Source organism: Parabacteroides timonensis (assembly GCF_900128505.1).
Classification (GTDB): domain Bacteria; phylum Bacteroidota; class Bacteroidia; order Bacteroidales; family Tannerellaceae; genus Parabacteroides; species Parabacteroides timonensis.
Genome location: NZ_LT669941.1, coordinates 661,180 through 678,023 on the forward strand (window position 1 = coordinate 661,180; position 16,844 = coordinate 678,023).

Sequence of the window (16,844 nt, forward strand, 5' to 3'; positions counted from 1 at the left end):
TACCTTAAATAGCAATGAGATGAAAAAATATCTTCTGTTACTCGCATGTATCGGTATTTTTGCTTCAGCAGAAACAAAGACCGATTGGAAAGCACAATGGATCAACACTGAGCGATGTCAAAGTGCAAGCAACACCTGGTTAGCCTATCGTAAGACCGTATCTATAGATGAAGTGCCGGCTACTCTGACAGCCCATATAGCTGCCGACAGTAAATATTGGCTGTGGATCAATGGACGTATGGTTGTCTTTGAAGGCGGTCTGAAACGTGGCCCTTCTCCCTACGATACCTATTATGATTCGGTGGAGATTGCTCCTTATCTTGTTTCAGGAGAGAACACTCTTGCTGTTTTGGTGTGGCATTTCGGAAAGAATGGTTTCAGCCATATCAATAGCGGAATGGCAGCTTTACTGTTTGAAGCCATTGCACCCGGAGTAGAGATTGTTTCGGATAAGAGTTGGGCATGTTCCGTTTATGATGCTTATCAAAATACGGAAGCTCCTTTCCCGAATTATCGCTTGTCGGAAAGTAATATTCGTTTTGATGCCCGGATAGCAATGGATGGTTGGAACCAGCCTGATTTTAACGGTGGTTTCCCAGGTGCAGAAATTGCATGTGTGGTGGGGAAGGCCCCATTGGGTAAATTGGTGGAACGTCCGATACCGATGTTTAAAGATTTTGGTTTGAAAGCATATCCAAATGTCCGGCAGTCGGCAAAGGGCGATACTTTGTTTTGTCGTCTGCCTTACAATTGTCAGTTTACACCCTATCTGAAAGTCGAAGCATCCGAAGGTAAGACTATCTATATGCAGACAGATAATTACTGGGGAGGTGGTCCGGAAAATATCCGTGCCGAATATATCACCCGTAAAGGAGTACAGGAGTATGAAAGTTATGGATGGATAAGCGGTCACGAAATGTGGTACATTATCCCTGATGGTGTAAAGGTATTGGATGTGAAATACCGTGAGACGGGATATGATACCGAATTTGCCGGAGCTTTCCGGTGTAATGATCCTTTCCTGAATGAACTATGGAAACGTTCCGCCCGTACATTATATATAACGATGCGCGACAACTATATGGACTGTCCCGAACGTGAACGTGCTCAGTGGTGGGGGGATGAAGTGAACGAACTGGGCGAAGCTTTCTACGCTTTGTCTACCTCTTCTCATCAATTGGCCGTAAAGGGTATCCATGAGTTGATGAACTGGCAACGTGCCGATGGTTCGCTGTTTGCTCCGGTTCCTGCCGGTAACTGGTCGAAGGAATTACCTTTACAGATGCTGGCTTCTGTCGGTTGGTACGGTTTTTATACCCAATATTATTATAGCGGTGACAGTACTTTCATTCCGACTATCTACGACCGTCTGCACCGTTACCTGCACGAAACTTGGAAGGTGGACAAGAGCGGTCTGCCTATTGAACGTAGCGGGGAATGGAGCTGGGGCGATTGGGGTGAACAGATCGACATGGGAGTACTGACCAATTGCTGGTACTATCTCGCACTGAAAGCAGAAAAAGCTTTTGCCCTTCAACTAGGGAAGAAGGCCGATGCCGAAGAGATCGGTCGTATGATGTATAGCATTGAGAAATGTTTCAATACGAAGTTCTGGACAGGAACAGCCTATCGTTCTCCCGGCTATCATGGTGAGAATGACGACCGGGCACAGGCAATGGCAGTCCTTTCCGGTTTGGCCCCGAAAGATAAATATCCTGCTATACTGAAACTGCTGAAGAAAGAGTATCATGCCAGTCCCTATATGGAAAAATATGTACTGGAGGCTCTTTTCCATATTGGGGCTCCGGATGCTGCGTTGCAGCGTATGCGGGATCGCTATGCCGGTATGCTGGGTTATAAGGAATATACGACCTTGTTTGAAGGTTGGGGAGTAGGAGTCGATGGCTTTGGTGGCGGAACGATCAATCATGCATGGAGTGGCGGTCCGTTAACATTGCTCAGCCAGAAAGTATGTGGTATAGAACCGACTTCGCCTGGATTTAAAACTTTCCAGGTAAAGCCCCAGATGGGTTCTTTGACAGAAGCGTCGGCTACGGTAGCGACTCATTATGGTGAAATCAAAGTAGATTTACGGAAATCAGGTCGTAATATTCTTGTTGAAATTCAGGTACCCGAACAAACAACTGCAATAGTGATTTCGCCCAAAGGAAAAGCTTATAAAGTTGGCGCTGGCGCCCATAATTTAAAGTGTCCCTTTTAATACGGGCACTTTTTATAATAAAATTGACGAATAGATTTAAGATTTATATATTGTTTGGTAGCCTCACATTATCTACTTTTGCCGGGGATAATGTGAGGCTATTGGTCGATGGTGAAAGGAAAAAGTAAAACAAAGTCGAAATCGAGGAAAAAGAAAAAGCAGGTATCATCGTTTGTTCTGGCTGTCAAACGGGTATTTGTCGCTATTTCTATAATACTTGCCTGCCTGATAGGCGTTTTATTTTTATATGATTATCTGTATCCTGTAACCGGAAAACAACCAGTTGTGGAGGAACAGCAAAAAGCGGTTGCTAAAGAGCAGAAGAAGTTTGCGACTCCGAAAAAGCCGGTTCCTGAGCAAAAGAAAAAAGACGAGCTATCCTCAATAAAGCCTTCCCGTCCCAAAACAACAACCTTCAAAATCCCCGCAAACGCAGAGATTCCCAAGTTACAGGCTAAACGGTCTGAACAGGTGATTCGCCATGAAGGTTACACCGTATCCTATAATTCTGATTACAAAATAGCAAACTGGGTAGCCTACGAATTGACTCCCGAAGAAGCAAAAAGTAAAAAGACGGAACGTTCGAACAAGTTCGTTCCCGATCCGTTGGTAAAAGGAGCTACTGCCACCAACGATGATTATACCCGTACAGGCTACGACCGTGGCCATCTGGCTCCGGCGGGTGATATGAAATGGTCGGCTAAAGCGATGCGCGAATCGTTTTATCTGAGTAATATTTGTCCGCAGGAGCCGGGGTTAAACCGTGGTATCTGGAAAGATCTGGAAGAATTAAGCCGGATGTGGGCGAACGATTACGGAGCTTTATTGATTGCTACCGGCCCTGTTATGACAGACGACATGAAGCGGATGGGAAAGAACAGGATAGGAGTACCCGGTGCATTTTACAAAGTGATTTGTTATGTTTCAGGTGAAGAGTATAAGGCTATCGGATTTATTTTTGAGAACAGGGACTATAAGAAAACAGCATTGAGATCCATGGCAATCCCTGTCGATAGTGTAGAGAAAGTAACGGGAATAGATTTCTTCCCGGCCGTTCCTGATGAACAGGAAAAAGTAATGGAAGCAAAAATAGACTGGGACAGTTGGTCCTTTTAATTATGTACAAGCAAATGGTATTCCGCTGGTAAAAAGGTAGGTAATATCCGAACAATTATAAAAAAATGAATGTTGTAATGCTATGACTTAACGCATAGTATTATATGACTTTGTATTAGCATATAATTAACAAATAACTAAATAAGTAAATGCAAGTTATCATGAATGGTAAATTAATTCCCGTTTTTGTATTGGCAGCATTGATGTCTTGTAGCCGACCGCCGGTAAAAGAGCAAGGGCCTCGTCCGGTAAAGTTGACTGAAGTAGCATCATTAAATGTGGTGGAGAAGTCGTTTAGTGGTGTAGTATCTCCTGACCAGTTCAGTGACCTGGCGTTTAAAATGTCCGGACCATTGATCTCCCTGAACGTGGAAGAAGGGCAGAAAGTACGTACCGGACAAATAGTGGCAGAAATGGACCCCCAGGATTTCAAGTGGGATTTTGAAGCAAAGAAGGCTTCCTTCCAGACTGCACAGGCCCAGTTGCAACGTGCTGAAAGACTGTTGGCAAAGCAAGCGATCTCCCAGCAGGAATATGAAACGACAAAAGCTTCTTATTCCAATGCCCAGGCAGCATTTGAAAACTCTCAGAATACATTGGAGCAAACCAAACTTCGTGCTCCTTTTGACGGTTTTATCCAGAAGAAGTATGTAGAGAACTATCAGAAAGTACAGATGGGGCAGGGTATTGTCTGCCTGATCAATCCTAATAAACTGCAAATCCAGTTTACGATGCCGGAAACGAACATTACCTATTTCTCGACTCCTTATACGATCTATGTGGAGTTCGACAACTATAAAGGTGTCCGTTTCAAGGCTAAGGTAAAAGAATATGTGGAAGCATCTCCCGACGGTTCCGGTGTTCCTGTATTCCTGTATATTGACGATCCTGCGTTCGATCTCAATAAGTATAAGGTGGCCGTAGGTTTCTCTTGCCGCGTTGTACTGAATATCGAAAGCCAGAGTTTCAATGAAGGAGCTGTATTAATACCCCTGTCTGCTATTGTTGCCGACGAAGCGAACAGTAGCGATAAGTTCGTTTTTGTCTTTAATACGCAAACCCAGCAGGTTGAACGCCGCATGATCACGGTAAGAGAACTGGTTGGTAAAGACAATGTGATCATTCTGGAAGGATTGAAAGCCGGAGAACGTGTCGTTACTGCCGGAGCAACCCGCCTTGTAGACGGACAACAAGTAAAAGTATTAACAGATTAAGAAGAGAAACAATGAATATTCCAAAATATTCCTTAGAGAATAGTAAGATTATATACTTCTTTCTGGCTGTGATGCTGATTGGTGGTATATACTCTTTCTTCAAACTACCGAAGAAGGAGGACGCCCCCTTTGTAATCAAACAGGCTGTATTGGTTACACAATATCCGGGAGCAACTCCTTTTGAAGTGGAAAAACTGATTACCGAGCCGATCGAAAGAGAGATACAGTCTATGTCGGACGTGTATCAGATTAAGTCGGAGTCTTATTTCGGGATGTCGAAGATATCGATCGAACTACAACCGACGCTTGCTCCCGACTATATGCCTGTTAAGTGGGACGAACTTCGCCGTAAGGTGGCAAATATAGAACCCCGTCTTCCGAGCGGTGCCTCTTCCATATCGGTCAGTGATGACTTTGGTGATGTATTCGGTATCTATTATGCCTTGACTGCCGATGATGGGTTTACCTATGACGAATTGCGCGACTGGTCGCAAAAGATCAAGACAGAATTGTCTCCGGTACCCGGCGTACAGAAGGTGTATCTGTTTGGTGAACAAACACAGGTTATCAATGTAAGGATCTCGGTACCGAAACTGGCTAACCTCGGGATTGATCCTAACTCTATCCAGCAGGTACTGCAAACACAAAACCTGTTGGTCAATACCGGAGACATCAATACCGGCAGCTATCAGTTACGTTTGAGAGCTGAAGGAACTTATAAAGATATACAGGATATACGCGACCAGTTGATCGTTACCAAAAGTGGAGGTGAAGTGCGTTTGGGAGATATCGCAATCGTTGAACGCGGTTATATGGATCCCCCTTCCAATCTGATGCGTGTGGATGGCAAGCGCGCTATCGGTATTGGGGTTGCAACAGGATCGAATGATGATGTGGTTGCAGTAGGTAACGATGTCGCTGCCCATCTGGAAGAAATGGAACAGCTTTTCCCTATCGGGATGGAGTTGAAGACGATCTATCCGGAAAATAAGATTGCCGATGAAGCGAACAATGGCTTTATCCTTAACCTGATCGAATCGTTGCTGATCGTTATTGTAGTGATCTTCCTTGTCATGGGATCGCGTGCCGGTATGCTGGTGGGTAGTTCGCTACTCTTCTCCGTAGGGGGTACGTTGTTGCTTATGCTTATCTGGGGTGTAGGATTGAACCGAACTTCGCTGGCTGCATTTATCATCGCGATGGGTATGCTGGTGGATAATGCCATTGTGGTAACAGATAATGCGCAGGTAGGTATCAAGCGCGGGTTATCCCGTTACCAGGCTTTGGTAGACGGAGCAACCAAGCCACAATGGGCCTTATTGGGTGCAACTTTTATCGCTGTCTGTTCATTCCTGCCGATGTATCTGGCTCCTGCTTCCGTAGCAGAGATCGTTAAACCATTGTTTATCGTATTGGCTGTGTCGTTGGGGTTAAGCTGGGTATTGGCATTAACGCAAACAACGACTTTCGGTAACTTTATCCTGAAAGAAGCGAAACCGGGTGAAGCGAAAGATCCTTACGATACGAAGTTGTATCATAAGTTTGAAAAGGTTCTGGCCCGTCTTATTAAACGCAGATGGGTAACCGTTTCTTCTGTCGTAGCAACCCTGTTCCTTTCCTTATTTATTATGGGGATCATGCCGCAGAGCTTCTTCCCGATCATGAACAAGCCTTATTTCCGTGCCGACCTGATCTTCCCGGAAGGTTACAGTATCTACGATGTGGAGAAGAGTGTGAAAGAGATCGAAGGTTACCTGAGTAATAATAAGAACATCAAATCGTACTCATTTACCCTGGGAGGTTCCCCGGTTCGTTATTACCTGGCAAGTTCATCGGTGGGACCGAAGCCTAACTTTGCGAATGTATTGATCGAAACTCAAAAGGCGGAAGATGCACAGGCGGAAGAAGGTAAATTCTACGATTATATGGTGGCAAACTATCCGAACATCCTCACTCGTTCGGCCCTGTTCGCTTTGTCTCCCGTGCCCGATGCCGCTATTGAGATCGGTTTTATCGGAGATAATGTGGATACACTGGTGGCTTTGACGGAGAAAGTCAAGGAGATAGCCCGTCAGTACGACCAGGTGATGGAAGTGCGCGATAGCTGGGGCAATAAGGTACCGGTATGGAAGCCGTTGTATTCACAGGAAAAAGGTTTGCGTCTGGGCATCACCCGTCAGCAAGTAGCTTATTCCCTTCGCTCGGCAACGAACGGTGTTCCGCTCGGCGAGTATCGTGAAGGCGATGTTTTTATGCCTATCCTGATGAAGGATGCCGACCGCGACTCAATGAACCTGAATGATATTAAGACGTTGCCGGTTTATAGTGCCAAAGGACGTTCAGTCAAGGTTGAGCAGGTAATCGACGATTTCTCTCTCGATTACGAATACAATGTCGTAAGGCGTTTCAACCGTCAACCGTATATGATGATGCAGTGCGAACCGAAACGCGGTGCCAACACAATGGCTGCATTCAGTCATCTTTGGACGGAAGCCCAAAAACAAATACAGGTTCCCGAAGGTTATAAGATGACTTACTTCGGAGAACAAAGTGAACAGGATAAAGGTAATAAGGCTATTGCAGCCAACATTCCTTTGATGTTTGGTCTAATCTATATCACCTTGCTGTTCCTCTTTCCGAAATATTACCGGAAACCGGTATTGATCATGGCAATGCTTCCATTGATCTTTATCGGGGTAGTACTGGGATTGCTGGTCTTCGGAAAGTCGCTCGACTTCTTTGCGATGTTGGGACTATTGGGTCTGATCGGTATGAACATCAAGAATGCCATTGTGCTTGTCGATGAGATAGGCCTTCAGATGAATAGCGGACTGGCCCCTGTCAATGCTATCATAGAAGCGACCAAGACACGTATCGTGCCTGTGACGATGGCATCGGGTACTACGATCCTGGGTATGCTTCCTTTGTTGGGGGATGCGATGTTTGCCGGTATGGCGGCTACGATCATGGGAGGTTTGTTTGTATCGACCATCCTGACCATCTTCGTGCTTCCGGTTACCTATTGTATATTCTTTAAGATTAAATCGGAATAAGTAATATGAAAAGTAAACTGATAATAGGTTGTATGCTGTTGGGTGCTTTATCTGCGAATGCGCAGGTACAGCCCATCACGGCAGCCGAATATAAAGAAAAAGTGCTTGAATACAGCCGTCAGATCAAGCAGAGTTCCGAAGAACGGATCGCTATGCAGCACGCTATTAAAGCTGCTAAGACTGCCTTTTTTCCGGCGGTTGATTTCTCCGGTAGTTACCAGTACCGTATTAATAAGTACGAATTGATGCCGGGCTATGAAATGGATCATAACACTTATAGCCTGGGAGCAACTGTCAGCCAGCCTATCTATGCCGGAGGACAAATTTACAACAACTATAAGGCTGCCGAGATACAGGGACAGATTGCCACTGAAGCGGAAGAACTGACAACCGATAACATTGTTTATGCCGCCGATATGAACTACTGGTCGGTAGCCGCCCGCAAAGGGATGTATGATGTAATGACCCAGTATGTCGATATCGTGCAGGAGTTGGCCAACGTATTGACCCTTCGTTTCCAGGACGGACAAATCAGTAAGACCGACCTTTTGCAGGTACAGGCCCGCCTGAAAGAGGCGGAGTTGAACAAAAGTTCTGCCTATAAAGACTATCAGATCGCCTTACAAAATCTCAACGTCCTGATGGGGGTTCCCCCGATGGAAGAGGTAGCTATTGCCGACTCTATCACAATGGATCAACCGTTACCTCTGCGTGTGGGTGAGTCTGCAGCGTTGGATAATCGTCCGGACTTTCATATAGCCCAGTTGAATATCGAGTATCAGAAACGGCAGATCAACCTCTCCAAGGCAAAGTATAACCCGAACCTGTCTGTCGGATTTCAGGGATCATGGGGAACTCCTATGCTGAACATGAAAGGTTCCGACCAGCTATGGACACCGGCAGTCTTCGCTTCCCTGAAAATACCTTTGTTCCGTTGGGGAGCGCGCTTCAAGGAAGTGAATTCGCAAAAAGCGATCCTGCGTAGTAAAGAGTATGCGATGGACAATACCCGCGATCAGATCGGCCAGGAAGTAGCTAATGCCTGGACCAGTCTGACTGAGAACACCAAGCAGATCGATGTTGCTGAAGATGCCTGCAAAATAGCTGAAGAGAATCTCGACCTGAATACATTCAGCTATAACGAAGGTAAGCTTCCTATTGTCGATGTACTCTCTGCCCAGCTATCATGGATACAGTCTTACAGCAGTCTTATCCAGACCTGGTATCAGCAGAAAGCCTCTCTGGCTCAATATAACAAAGCTATCGGTATCCGTCGTATGCAGTAAGAAGCGATCGGATATACAGGAAACGAAAAGGCGGCTATCGGGAAATACAACCCAGTAGTCGCTTTTTTTATTGTTTACATCCCTACCTTTTAGAGTAAAGTATACTATCAATTAGTTCAAGAGTCCCGACCTGCTATCGTCACCCTGTACACCCTGGCCAACTACCCTGTACATGCTGACAAACCAGGGTGTACAGGATAATCGGCCATGGTGTACACCGTAGCAACAATAAGTCCCTTCTTTTCATATAATAAGTAGTGACTTATTGATTAGTTTGTCATAAGCTTTATCTTTGTGCCTGCTTAAATAAAAAAAGAATCGCATGGAGATTGTAAGAATAACAACAACGGATGAATCGCTGTATAAAGCATTTAGGGAGATATATGATATTAGTTTTCCTGTTTTTGAACAACGGACTGAAGTGCAGCAGAAGGATGCTTTTGCGGATAGCCGCTTTTATCTGGATTGTTATGTCGGTAAGAATACCGGTTTCTTGCAAGGCTTTATTGCTTACTGGAGATTTGATGGTTATATATATGTGGAGCATTTCGCTATTCATCCGAATGAGCGTGGTAAAGGTTTGGGTGGATTTATCCTGAAAAATCTGATAGAGCAGGAGGGTGGACGTGTACTATTGGAGATAGACCCTGTGGTTGATAGTATATCTGCAGCCCGGTTACGTTTTTATCAGTCGTATGGATTTGTGGAAAATCCGTTCCCGCATATTCATCCGGCTTACAGAAATGAATATCCGGATCATTCGTTAGTTGTTTTATCTACGGAAGGTGAGATGACCGCCTCTGAATATAATAAGTTCGCCTCCGATCTGAATATGATAGTAATGAAAAAGGGAATGTAACGAATACATTCCCTTTTTCATTCTCTTTTCTATATTGAATGGTATTTATTCTTTATTCAATGCTTTCAGGGAGAATAAGAAAGTTGAACCTTTACCTTCTTCCGACTCGAACCATAATTTACCATCATGCAGTTCCACAAAATCTTTACAAAGCATCAATCCCAATCCTGAACCCTTTTCGTTGTTTGTTCCGTAAGAAGTAAAATGCGTGTTGGCTTTCAGTAATTTCTCCTGGTCTTCTTTCTTAATTCCTTTACCGGAGTCTTTTACGCTGACAATTACATTATTACCTTCAATACTAGTCGAAACTTCAATTGTACCTCCTTCGAAACTAAACTTGATCGCGTTTGAAATAAGGTTTCTGACAACTGTCTTTATCATGTCTATATCGACAGAACCAACAAGTTCCTTATCAACATTTATTAATTGCAGGCTAACGCCTTTTTGGGTAGCCATCGGAATGTAAATTTCAGCGGTGCTGGAAACCAAGCTGTTGATATCAGCCTCTTGTTTATATATGTTCTGCTTTTTCAGGCGGTTCTTTGCCCATTTCAACAAATTGTCAAGCAGGAGGAAAATTTCTTCTGATGTTTTATTCATCATCTGCAGCATTTCGAATACTTCGGGGCTGACTTGGCTCTTGTCTACCATCATAAGGATAGCATTATTCATCATTTTCAAAGAACCGAGTGGAGAACGAAGATCGTGTGCTATAACAGAATAGAGTGTATCGCGTGATTCAATTGTATTTTCCAGTTCCTGTTTTATGCGTTTAATACTAAATAGTTCATAACGATGGGCAACGCGTTTGACCAGTTCTTCTCTTTGGAAGGGTTTTGTGACATATTCGGTAGCTCCTAACTGGTATCCTTTCACTATACTCTGCATATCGCTAAGTGCAGACATGATGATTACAGGAATATCATTGGTGTCCGGGGCACTCTTGAGGTGTTGTAATACCTCGTATCCGTCCATTTCCGGCATCATGATATCTAGCAGTATGAGATTGGGATGTCTGTCATGAGCAATGCGAAGAGCTTTGGCGCCGCTATCACAGGTCAATAGTGTATATCCTTCTTTTTTTAATATAGCCTGTACTAACATGACGTTGGTTGGAACATCGTCAACGATCAATACTGTATACTCTGATGCTAAATTATCCATATTAATTTTACACTTTTCTTGATATTCAATCACTATCAGTACACAAATGTATTAATAATGTTTGAATTTACAGAGGTTTTCATTGTTGCATTTTAGAAATATTTTTCTTATTATATTCTCTTTGCTTTTTCCCAGGCCCCATTCCCTTTATTTCCAGATAAATAGAAAAATCCTCTTATGACATTTATATTCATAAAAGAAAAGTAATAAGGAATGAAAAGCAGTTTATTCCGTAAATTTCGCTGTTCCATCAAATAGCCTGCATAAGCCATTATATAGAATGCAACTTGTAAAAGTAGTAAAAATATATATGTAAACTCACTCTTACATGTTAATATTATATTTAAAGGAATTAACAGGAATAAGACAATCGGTGTAATGGTCCATCGTAAGACCCGGTGGCTTATGAACTGGAAGCTCAATGTGCCGTAACGGAATATGTTAAACAAGCTCCGTAAACGCCATACCGATTGCAAACCGCCTGCGGCAATACGTATTTTACGCTTTTCTTCTTCTTTCATATTCAATGATGCAGTTTCGGTTGCGTAAGCTTCTTTGCAATAAGCGATTTTATGTCCTTTCTGCGCAATACGGAGAGAGAGGATGAAATCATCCAGGAGTGTGTCGGGCGGCATTTGTTCGAATAGTTCAGTTCGTACGGCAAATAGTTCGCCGGCAGCTCCTACAGCGGAGTATAATCGATAATCCAGTGATTTCAATGCCGATTCATATTTCCAATAGATTCCTTCTCCAGCAGTTGCACCTTGTGCGGTTGCTGTTTCAACTCTTTTTTCTCCCGCTACACAACCCACTTTTGGATTGGAGAATTGACGGACGATCTCTGTGATCGCATCTGCATTCAACATTGTATTGGCATCTGTGAAAACGACATAAGGAGTGGTTACATACTGTATTCCACGGTTTAGTGCAGCTGTCTTTCCTCTGCGTTCCGGTTGAAAGAGAACGGTTACTTCCGGATATTTTTTCAGGTATTCATTCGTATGATCGTTTGAGCCGTCGGTCACCCAAACTATTTTAAGTTTGTCGGCAGGATAGGAGAGAGCATGGCAGTTCTTCATCTTGGCCGCAACAATATCTTCTTCATTGTATGCGGCAATGAAGAGGGTTACTTCGGGGAGCGGATCTGTTAAATCGCATCTGACCGGTTTGTGAAATGTTTCTTTTATCCGTACCAATATATATAATAATATACCATATCCGAGATATGTGTAGAAAACGATAAATATTCCTATCCAGAATAAGTACTTAATAGTCAGATAAAATGAATCCATACTCATATTTTAATATAAATATATTTTTATAGTTTGCAAATATAATAAAGTTTTATAACAATTCATCAAATAAAGAAATTTTTAAAAGACTATGAAAAATAACGTGTTTTTGGTTTTTATGTTCTGGATTTTATTATTTTTGCAGTTTCTACGTTTTTGTAAATTTATAAAATATGGTGGTGTTGCATTGGTTGGAAATAATTTTATTTGTAGTAGCTGTTCTGAACGTTGTTTATTTACTAATGTTCAGTATTGCCTCTCATCTGCATTTGGAACGGAATAGCTCTTTATCTTCTGTTACAAAGCGGATTGCAATTTTGATTCCTGCCTATAAGGAGGATCGGGTTATTATGGAATGTGTTGCGTCTTGTATGAATCAGAACTATCCAACCGATAAATACGATATTGTGGTTATCTCAGATCGGATGAAAGAGGGTACCGATCAGATATTGTTGTCTCTTCCGGTTAAGTTGGTAAATGTCCATTTTGAAAATAGTACTAAAGCCAAAGCTCTAAACTTTGCAATGGATCAAATCGGTGATCTTTACGATATTGCAGTAGTATTGGATGCCGATAACGTGATCTATGCTGACTTCCTGCAAAATATCAATAACTTTTTTTCGGCTCCTGGGGTTAGGATCGTTCAGGCACATCGTAAAGCAAAGAATCTGAATACAAACTTATCTGTTTTGGATGCAGTCAGTGAAGAAATTAATAATAGTATTTTTAGATTGGGACATGCTACCATGGGATTATCTGCAGCTTTGATCGGTTCAGGTATGGCATTCAATTATACTTTATTTAAGGAGATTATGCTTTCAATAAATGCCGTAGGAGGATTCGACAGGGCATTGGAATTGTCTTTAATAAAAGAGGGTGAAAAGATTTATTACTTACAGGATGTTGATGTATTGGATGAGAAAGTTCAAAGCCATGCAAATTTTTCTGATCAACGGCGCCGTTGGTTATCGGCCCAGTTACACTATTTGGTGGAATTTATAGCAGACGTTCCGAATGCTATAAAAAAAGGTAACTGGGATTTTTGTGATAAAGTCTTTCAACAAATGAGTATTCCCCGAATAATATTGCTGGGGGTAATTTTTATAATATCTTTAGTCTTCTCTTTTATCAAATGGACCATGGCATTAAAATGGTGGATATTATTCTTGATTCTGGTGTTAGCTCTATTTTTAGCTATTCCTAGAACCTTATTAAATAAAAGGTTATTTGTAGCCTTATTTGAATTACCCTATTCCTTTTTACTGATGTTTTGTAATTTGTTTCGTTTAAAAGGTGCTAATAAAAAATTCATCCATACATCTCACGGAGTAAAATAAAGAATCTATGTTTATCGGTAAATTTGAAAATAAAGGAGTCTTGCCACAAAAGTATTTGTCAAAGACTTATGGTCATATTATATATGATGAATCCTGCTCTGTTTATAAGACTAAAAAAGTTGAGATATACTTTTGGGGTGTTCTGTATAATAAGAAAGTCTTAGGGTATACATCTGACCAATCAGATGCCGAAGTGATTTCCGTGTTATATGAATTATACGGTTTGAAAGGATTTGCAAAGGCAGATGGATCATATACATTGATGATACAAGAAGGCAGAGACATTCTTATAGCCCGTGACCATCATGGGACGAGCAAACCGGTCTATTACACTGATCGTTATTTTGCCTCTTCATTATCTTTGTTGCAGGAAACAGATGGATTTATAGCTGAACCAGATTTTCAGGCACTAAGCCGTTTTCTTAATATAGGCTATATTGCAACACCTTTTTCAGCAATGAAAGGTATACATAAACTTGGTGGAGGAGAAATACTGATATATAAAGAAGGTAAACAGAAGGTAGAGAATTTGTATTGTACCGACGATATTATACCGGTTTTGAGTGATGGAGATCTAAATGAACTGGCAGAAGAATATGGTCGTTTGCATATAAAAGCGATAAAAAAACGTATAGACAATAAACAAGATGTTGGTATCTTATTGAGTGGAGGATATGACTCCGGATGTAATCTGGCAGCATTACGTAATATATATGCCGGCAATATTCGTTCTTTTTCCATTGGATTCAAGGGAGATAACTGGACAGAATTACCTTTGGCTCGTTGTATGTCTGATACTTTTGGTACTATGCACACCGAATATGAGATTGATGGTAGTGAACTTTCCGGATTACCCGATATCGTTGCACATCTGGGAGATCCTTTTGTTGAAGGCGGATTAATGGTTAATTATGCAGTAATGAAATTAATTGGTAATAATAAACCGGAGATTATTCTGGGAGGAGATGGCAGTGATCAATATTTTGGAACTTCCGGTCGTGAAGTCGCTCTTCATTATCTTATTTCCAAGTATAAGATGACTCCGCTTATGCGGCTTGTTTATCGTTTATTATGCCAGTCGGGCTTCGATAAGAATAATTATTTTTACCGTGTTCGGTTTCATTTGGATAAAGTACTGAATATCCTTCAGGGAGATTTGTTTGGGTTCCCGGAATTTCGTTTGAAAGAGATGTTACAGGAAAAGTCTTTTTTGAGTACCCCTGATACGATCAAACCGGATATTCGTAGTTTTGAACATCTGTACGTTCAACATGCATATAAAACGGATTTGGAAAAGATTATTAATCAGGTGATATTATTTAAAGCTGCCAGAATGGCGGAAATGTTTGATAATAGAATTGCATTTCCATATATGGATCTGGATTTGTATCAGTTTTTACAAAAGTTGCCTGTAAAATATAAATGTAAAGGGGAAAATGTAACTGATATTGCTAAAGGGCATGCTACCGCGAAATATTTATTGAAATATCATTATAAACCCATGCTGCCTGAAGCAATAACATCCAAAAAGAAACAAGGTGGTTTTGCTCCTATGCCATTGTTTTTTAAGAATGATCTTCAACGAACCAAGGTGGCAGATTATATCATGAATTCTTCTGTGTTTGATACATTTCTTGATCGAAATGTAGTTGAAGTTTTTATAAGGCAATATGATAAGGAAGTACACGAAGATGGTAACTGGTTCTGGTACAAACAGAATAAAGCTATCCAGTATTTCAATTTACTAACTTTAGCCATCTGGTGGGAACGATTTGTAAAGGGGGAGGATAATAGTACTGTTTTGAAATAAATAAGGGTAATATGTCTGTTAAACAACAAGTTACTAAGAGTGTGCTCTGGAGTGCCATTGAGCGGTTTTCCGTGCAGGGAATTCAATTCCTGTTAAGTATCGTTATTGCCCGTCAACTTCTACCTTCAGATTATGGGTTGGTTGCCATGCTCAGTATTTTTATGGCTATCGCTCAAACTTTTATAGATGGTGGATTTGCCAACGCTTTGATACAAAAGAAAGATCGCTCGGAAACAGATTATAGCACAGTTTTTTATTTTAATATTCTTATTGCTCTTGTTCTTTATATATTGTTGTATTTGGCTTCTCCCTTCATTGCTGTTTTTTATGAAGAAATGCAGCTAGAAGAGATAGCCAAGGTGGCGGGTCTAGTCCTTATTGTGAATTCTTTTGGAATAGTGCAACAAGCAAAGTTGACGGTGGCGCTTGATTTTAAAAGGATGGCTTTTGCTTCGTTGATCGCTGTGTTGGTTAGTGGGTTAGTGGGGGTTTGGATGGCTTATTCCGGTTATGGAGTCTGGACATTGGTATATCAGTCACTATTTAATAATGTGATGAGAGTTATTTTGATTTGGGTATATTCCCAATGGAAGCCACGTCTTTCTTTCAGTGGCCAATCTTTTTATGTCTTGTTTCTGTTTGGATCTAAATTGTTGTTGTCTTCATTGCTACATACTATCTATACAAATCTATATACGTTGATTATAGGGAAAAAATTTGCTTCGGTAGAATTAGGTTATTATAATCGGGCTTTTACATTAGCTCAGTTTCCATCTACAAATTTGACCAATGTGATAGTACGGGCTGTTTATCCCATCCAATGCCGGATACAGGATGATGATGAGCAATTATGCAATATGTTTCTTAAATATATGCGTATAGCTTGTTATCTTATTTTTCCCATAATGATAGGCTTTTGTGCAGTCGCTGAGCCTTTGGTTCGTATTATTTTAACTGATAAATGGTTGCCTGTGGTTCCTTTGCTTCAAATACTTTGTATTGCTTATATGTGGGATCCGGTGATGAAGATCAATCATACTATTTTGAATGTGAAAGGCCGTTCCGATTATTTTCTGTATGCAGAGATCTTAAAGAAAGGGATTGCTTTTATAATACTTTTTGCAACACTCCCTTTTGGAGTAATGGTTATGTGCGCCGGATTAATAGTCTATGCTTTTGCTGATATTATGATTATTACCTATTTTACATATAAACTGACTAATATAAGTTTGAAGACTCAACTAAAAGAATTATTACCTGTACTATTTCTCTCTTTTTCAATGGGTGGGCTAGTGTATGGTTCTATCTGTTTATTCGGGAATGCCTGGATTCAACTGTCTGTTGGTATTATCGTAGGTATTTCTTACTATCTATTTATTTCAGTTCTTTTTCATTTTAAAGAAATGAAGATACTCCGTTCTTTTGGTCGCTGCTGAACCGCTGTAAGCTCTTTTTTCGTTTAAAACGAAAAATAATGACACGAATCAATAAC

11 protein-coding genes are annotated in these 16,844 nt (G+C 41.3%); 9 read left to right on the plus strand and 2 right to left on the minus strand.

What is annotated here, in order from left to right:
• Positions 1-19 precede the first annotated feature (19 nt).
• The 6 genes from BQ7394_RS10270 (at position 20) to BQ7394_RS10295 (ending at position 9,749) form a co-directional block, all read left to right on the plus strand.
• Positions 20-2,221, plus strand: a complete 2,202-nt coding sequence (locus tag BQ7394_RS10270) for an alpha-L-rhamnosidase-related protein (RefSeq protein WP_075557354.1) — start codon at positions 20-22, stop codon at positions 2,219-2,221.
• A gap of 108 nt (positions 2,222-2,329) precedes the next feature.
• The gene (locus BQ7394_RS10275; protein ID WP_075557355.1) at positions 2,330-3,337 is read left to right on the plus strand and encodes a DNA/RNA non-specific endonuclease; all 1,008 of its coding nucleotides are present in this window, start codon (positions 2,330-2,332) and stop codon (positions 3,335-3,337) included.
• A 161-nt stretch (positions 3,338-3,498) separates the two neighbouring features.
• Complete coding sequence (locus tag BQ7394_RS10280; protein ID WP_075559968.1) at positions 3,499-4,551, plus strand: efflux RND transporter periplasmic adaptor subunit; 1,053 nt, start codon at positions 3,499-3,501, stop codon at positions 4,549-4,551.
• 11 nt (positions 4,552-4,562) lie between these two features.
• Positions 4,563-7,604, plus strand: a complete 3,042-nt coding sequence (locus tag BQ7394_RS10285) for an efflux RND transporter permease subunit (RefSeq protein ID WP_075557356.1) — start codon at positions 4,563-4,565, stop codon at positions 7,602-7,604.
• A 5-nt stretch (positions 7,605-7,609) separates the two neighbouring features.
• Entirely contained in the window at positions 7,610-8,890 is a 1,281-nt protein-coding gene (locus BQ7394_RS10290; RefSeq protein WP_075557357.1) for a TolC family protein, read from the plus strand.
• A 322-nt stretch (positions 8,891-9,212) separates the two neighbouring features.
• Positions 9,213-9,749, plus strand: coding sequence for a GNAT family N-acetyltransferase (locus BQ7394_RS10295; protein WP_075557358.1), 537 nt, complete (start codon positions 9,213-9,215; stop codon positions 9,747-9,749).
• A 45-nt stretch (positions 9,750-9,794) separates the two neighbouring features.
• Here the strand turns inward: BQ7394_RS10295 and BQ7394_RS10300 are convergent, their stop codons facing one another.
• On the minus strand, positions 9,795-10,913 hold the full coding sequence (locus BQ7394_RS10300; protein ID WP_075557359.1) for a hybrid sensor histidine kinase/response regulator: 1,119 nt from the start codon (positions 10,911-10,913) through the stop codon (positions 9,795-9,797).
• A 110-nt stretch (positions 10,914-11,023) separates the two neighbouring features.
• A complete protein-coding gene (locus tag BQ7394_RS10305) occupies positions 11,024-12,205 on the minus strand; it encodes a glycosyltransferase family 2 protein (RefSeq protein WP_075559969.1) in 1,182 nt (393 codons plus the stop codon).
• Positions 12,206-12,378: 173 nt separating this feature from the next.
• Here BQ7394_RS10305 and BQ7394_RS10310 point away from each other — a divergent pair, with 173 nt between their 5' ends.
• From BQ7394_RS10310 to BQ7394_RS10320, 3 genes are read left to right on the plus strand one after another with little or no spacing between them, the layout of a single operon-like run.
• Positions 12,379-13,542: a glycosyltransferase family 2 protein gene (locus BQ7394_RS10310; RefSeq protein ID WP_087880598.1), complete on the plus strand. Its 1,164-nt coding sequence runs from the start codon at positions 12,379-12,381 to the stop codon at positions 13,540-13,542.
• A 7-nt stretch (positions 13,543-13,549) separates the two neighbouring features.
• Positions 13,550-15,352: an asparagine synthetase B family protein gene (locus BQ7394_RS10315; protein WP_210436530.1), complete on the plus strand. Its 1,803-nt coding sequence runs from the start codon at positions 13,550-13,552 to the stop codon at positions 15,350-15,352.
• A gap of 11 nt (positions 15,353-15,363) precedes the next feature.
• A complete protein-coding gene (locus BQ7394_RS10320; RefSeq protein WP_075557360.1) occupies positions 15,364-16,788 on the plus strand; it encodes a lipopolysaccharide biosynthesis protein in 1,425 nt (474 codons plus the stop codon).
• Positions 16,789-16,844 lie beyond the last annotated feature (56 nt).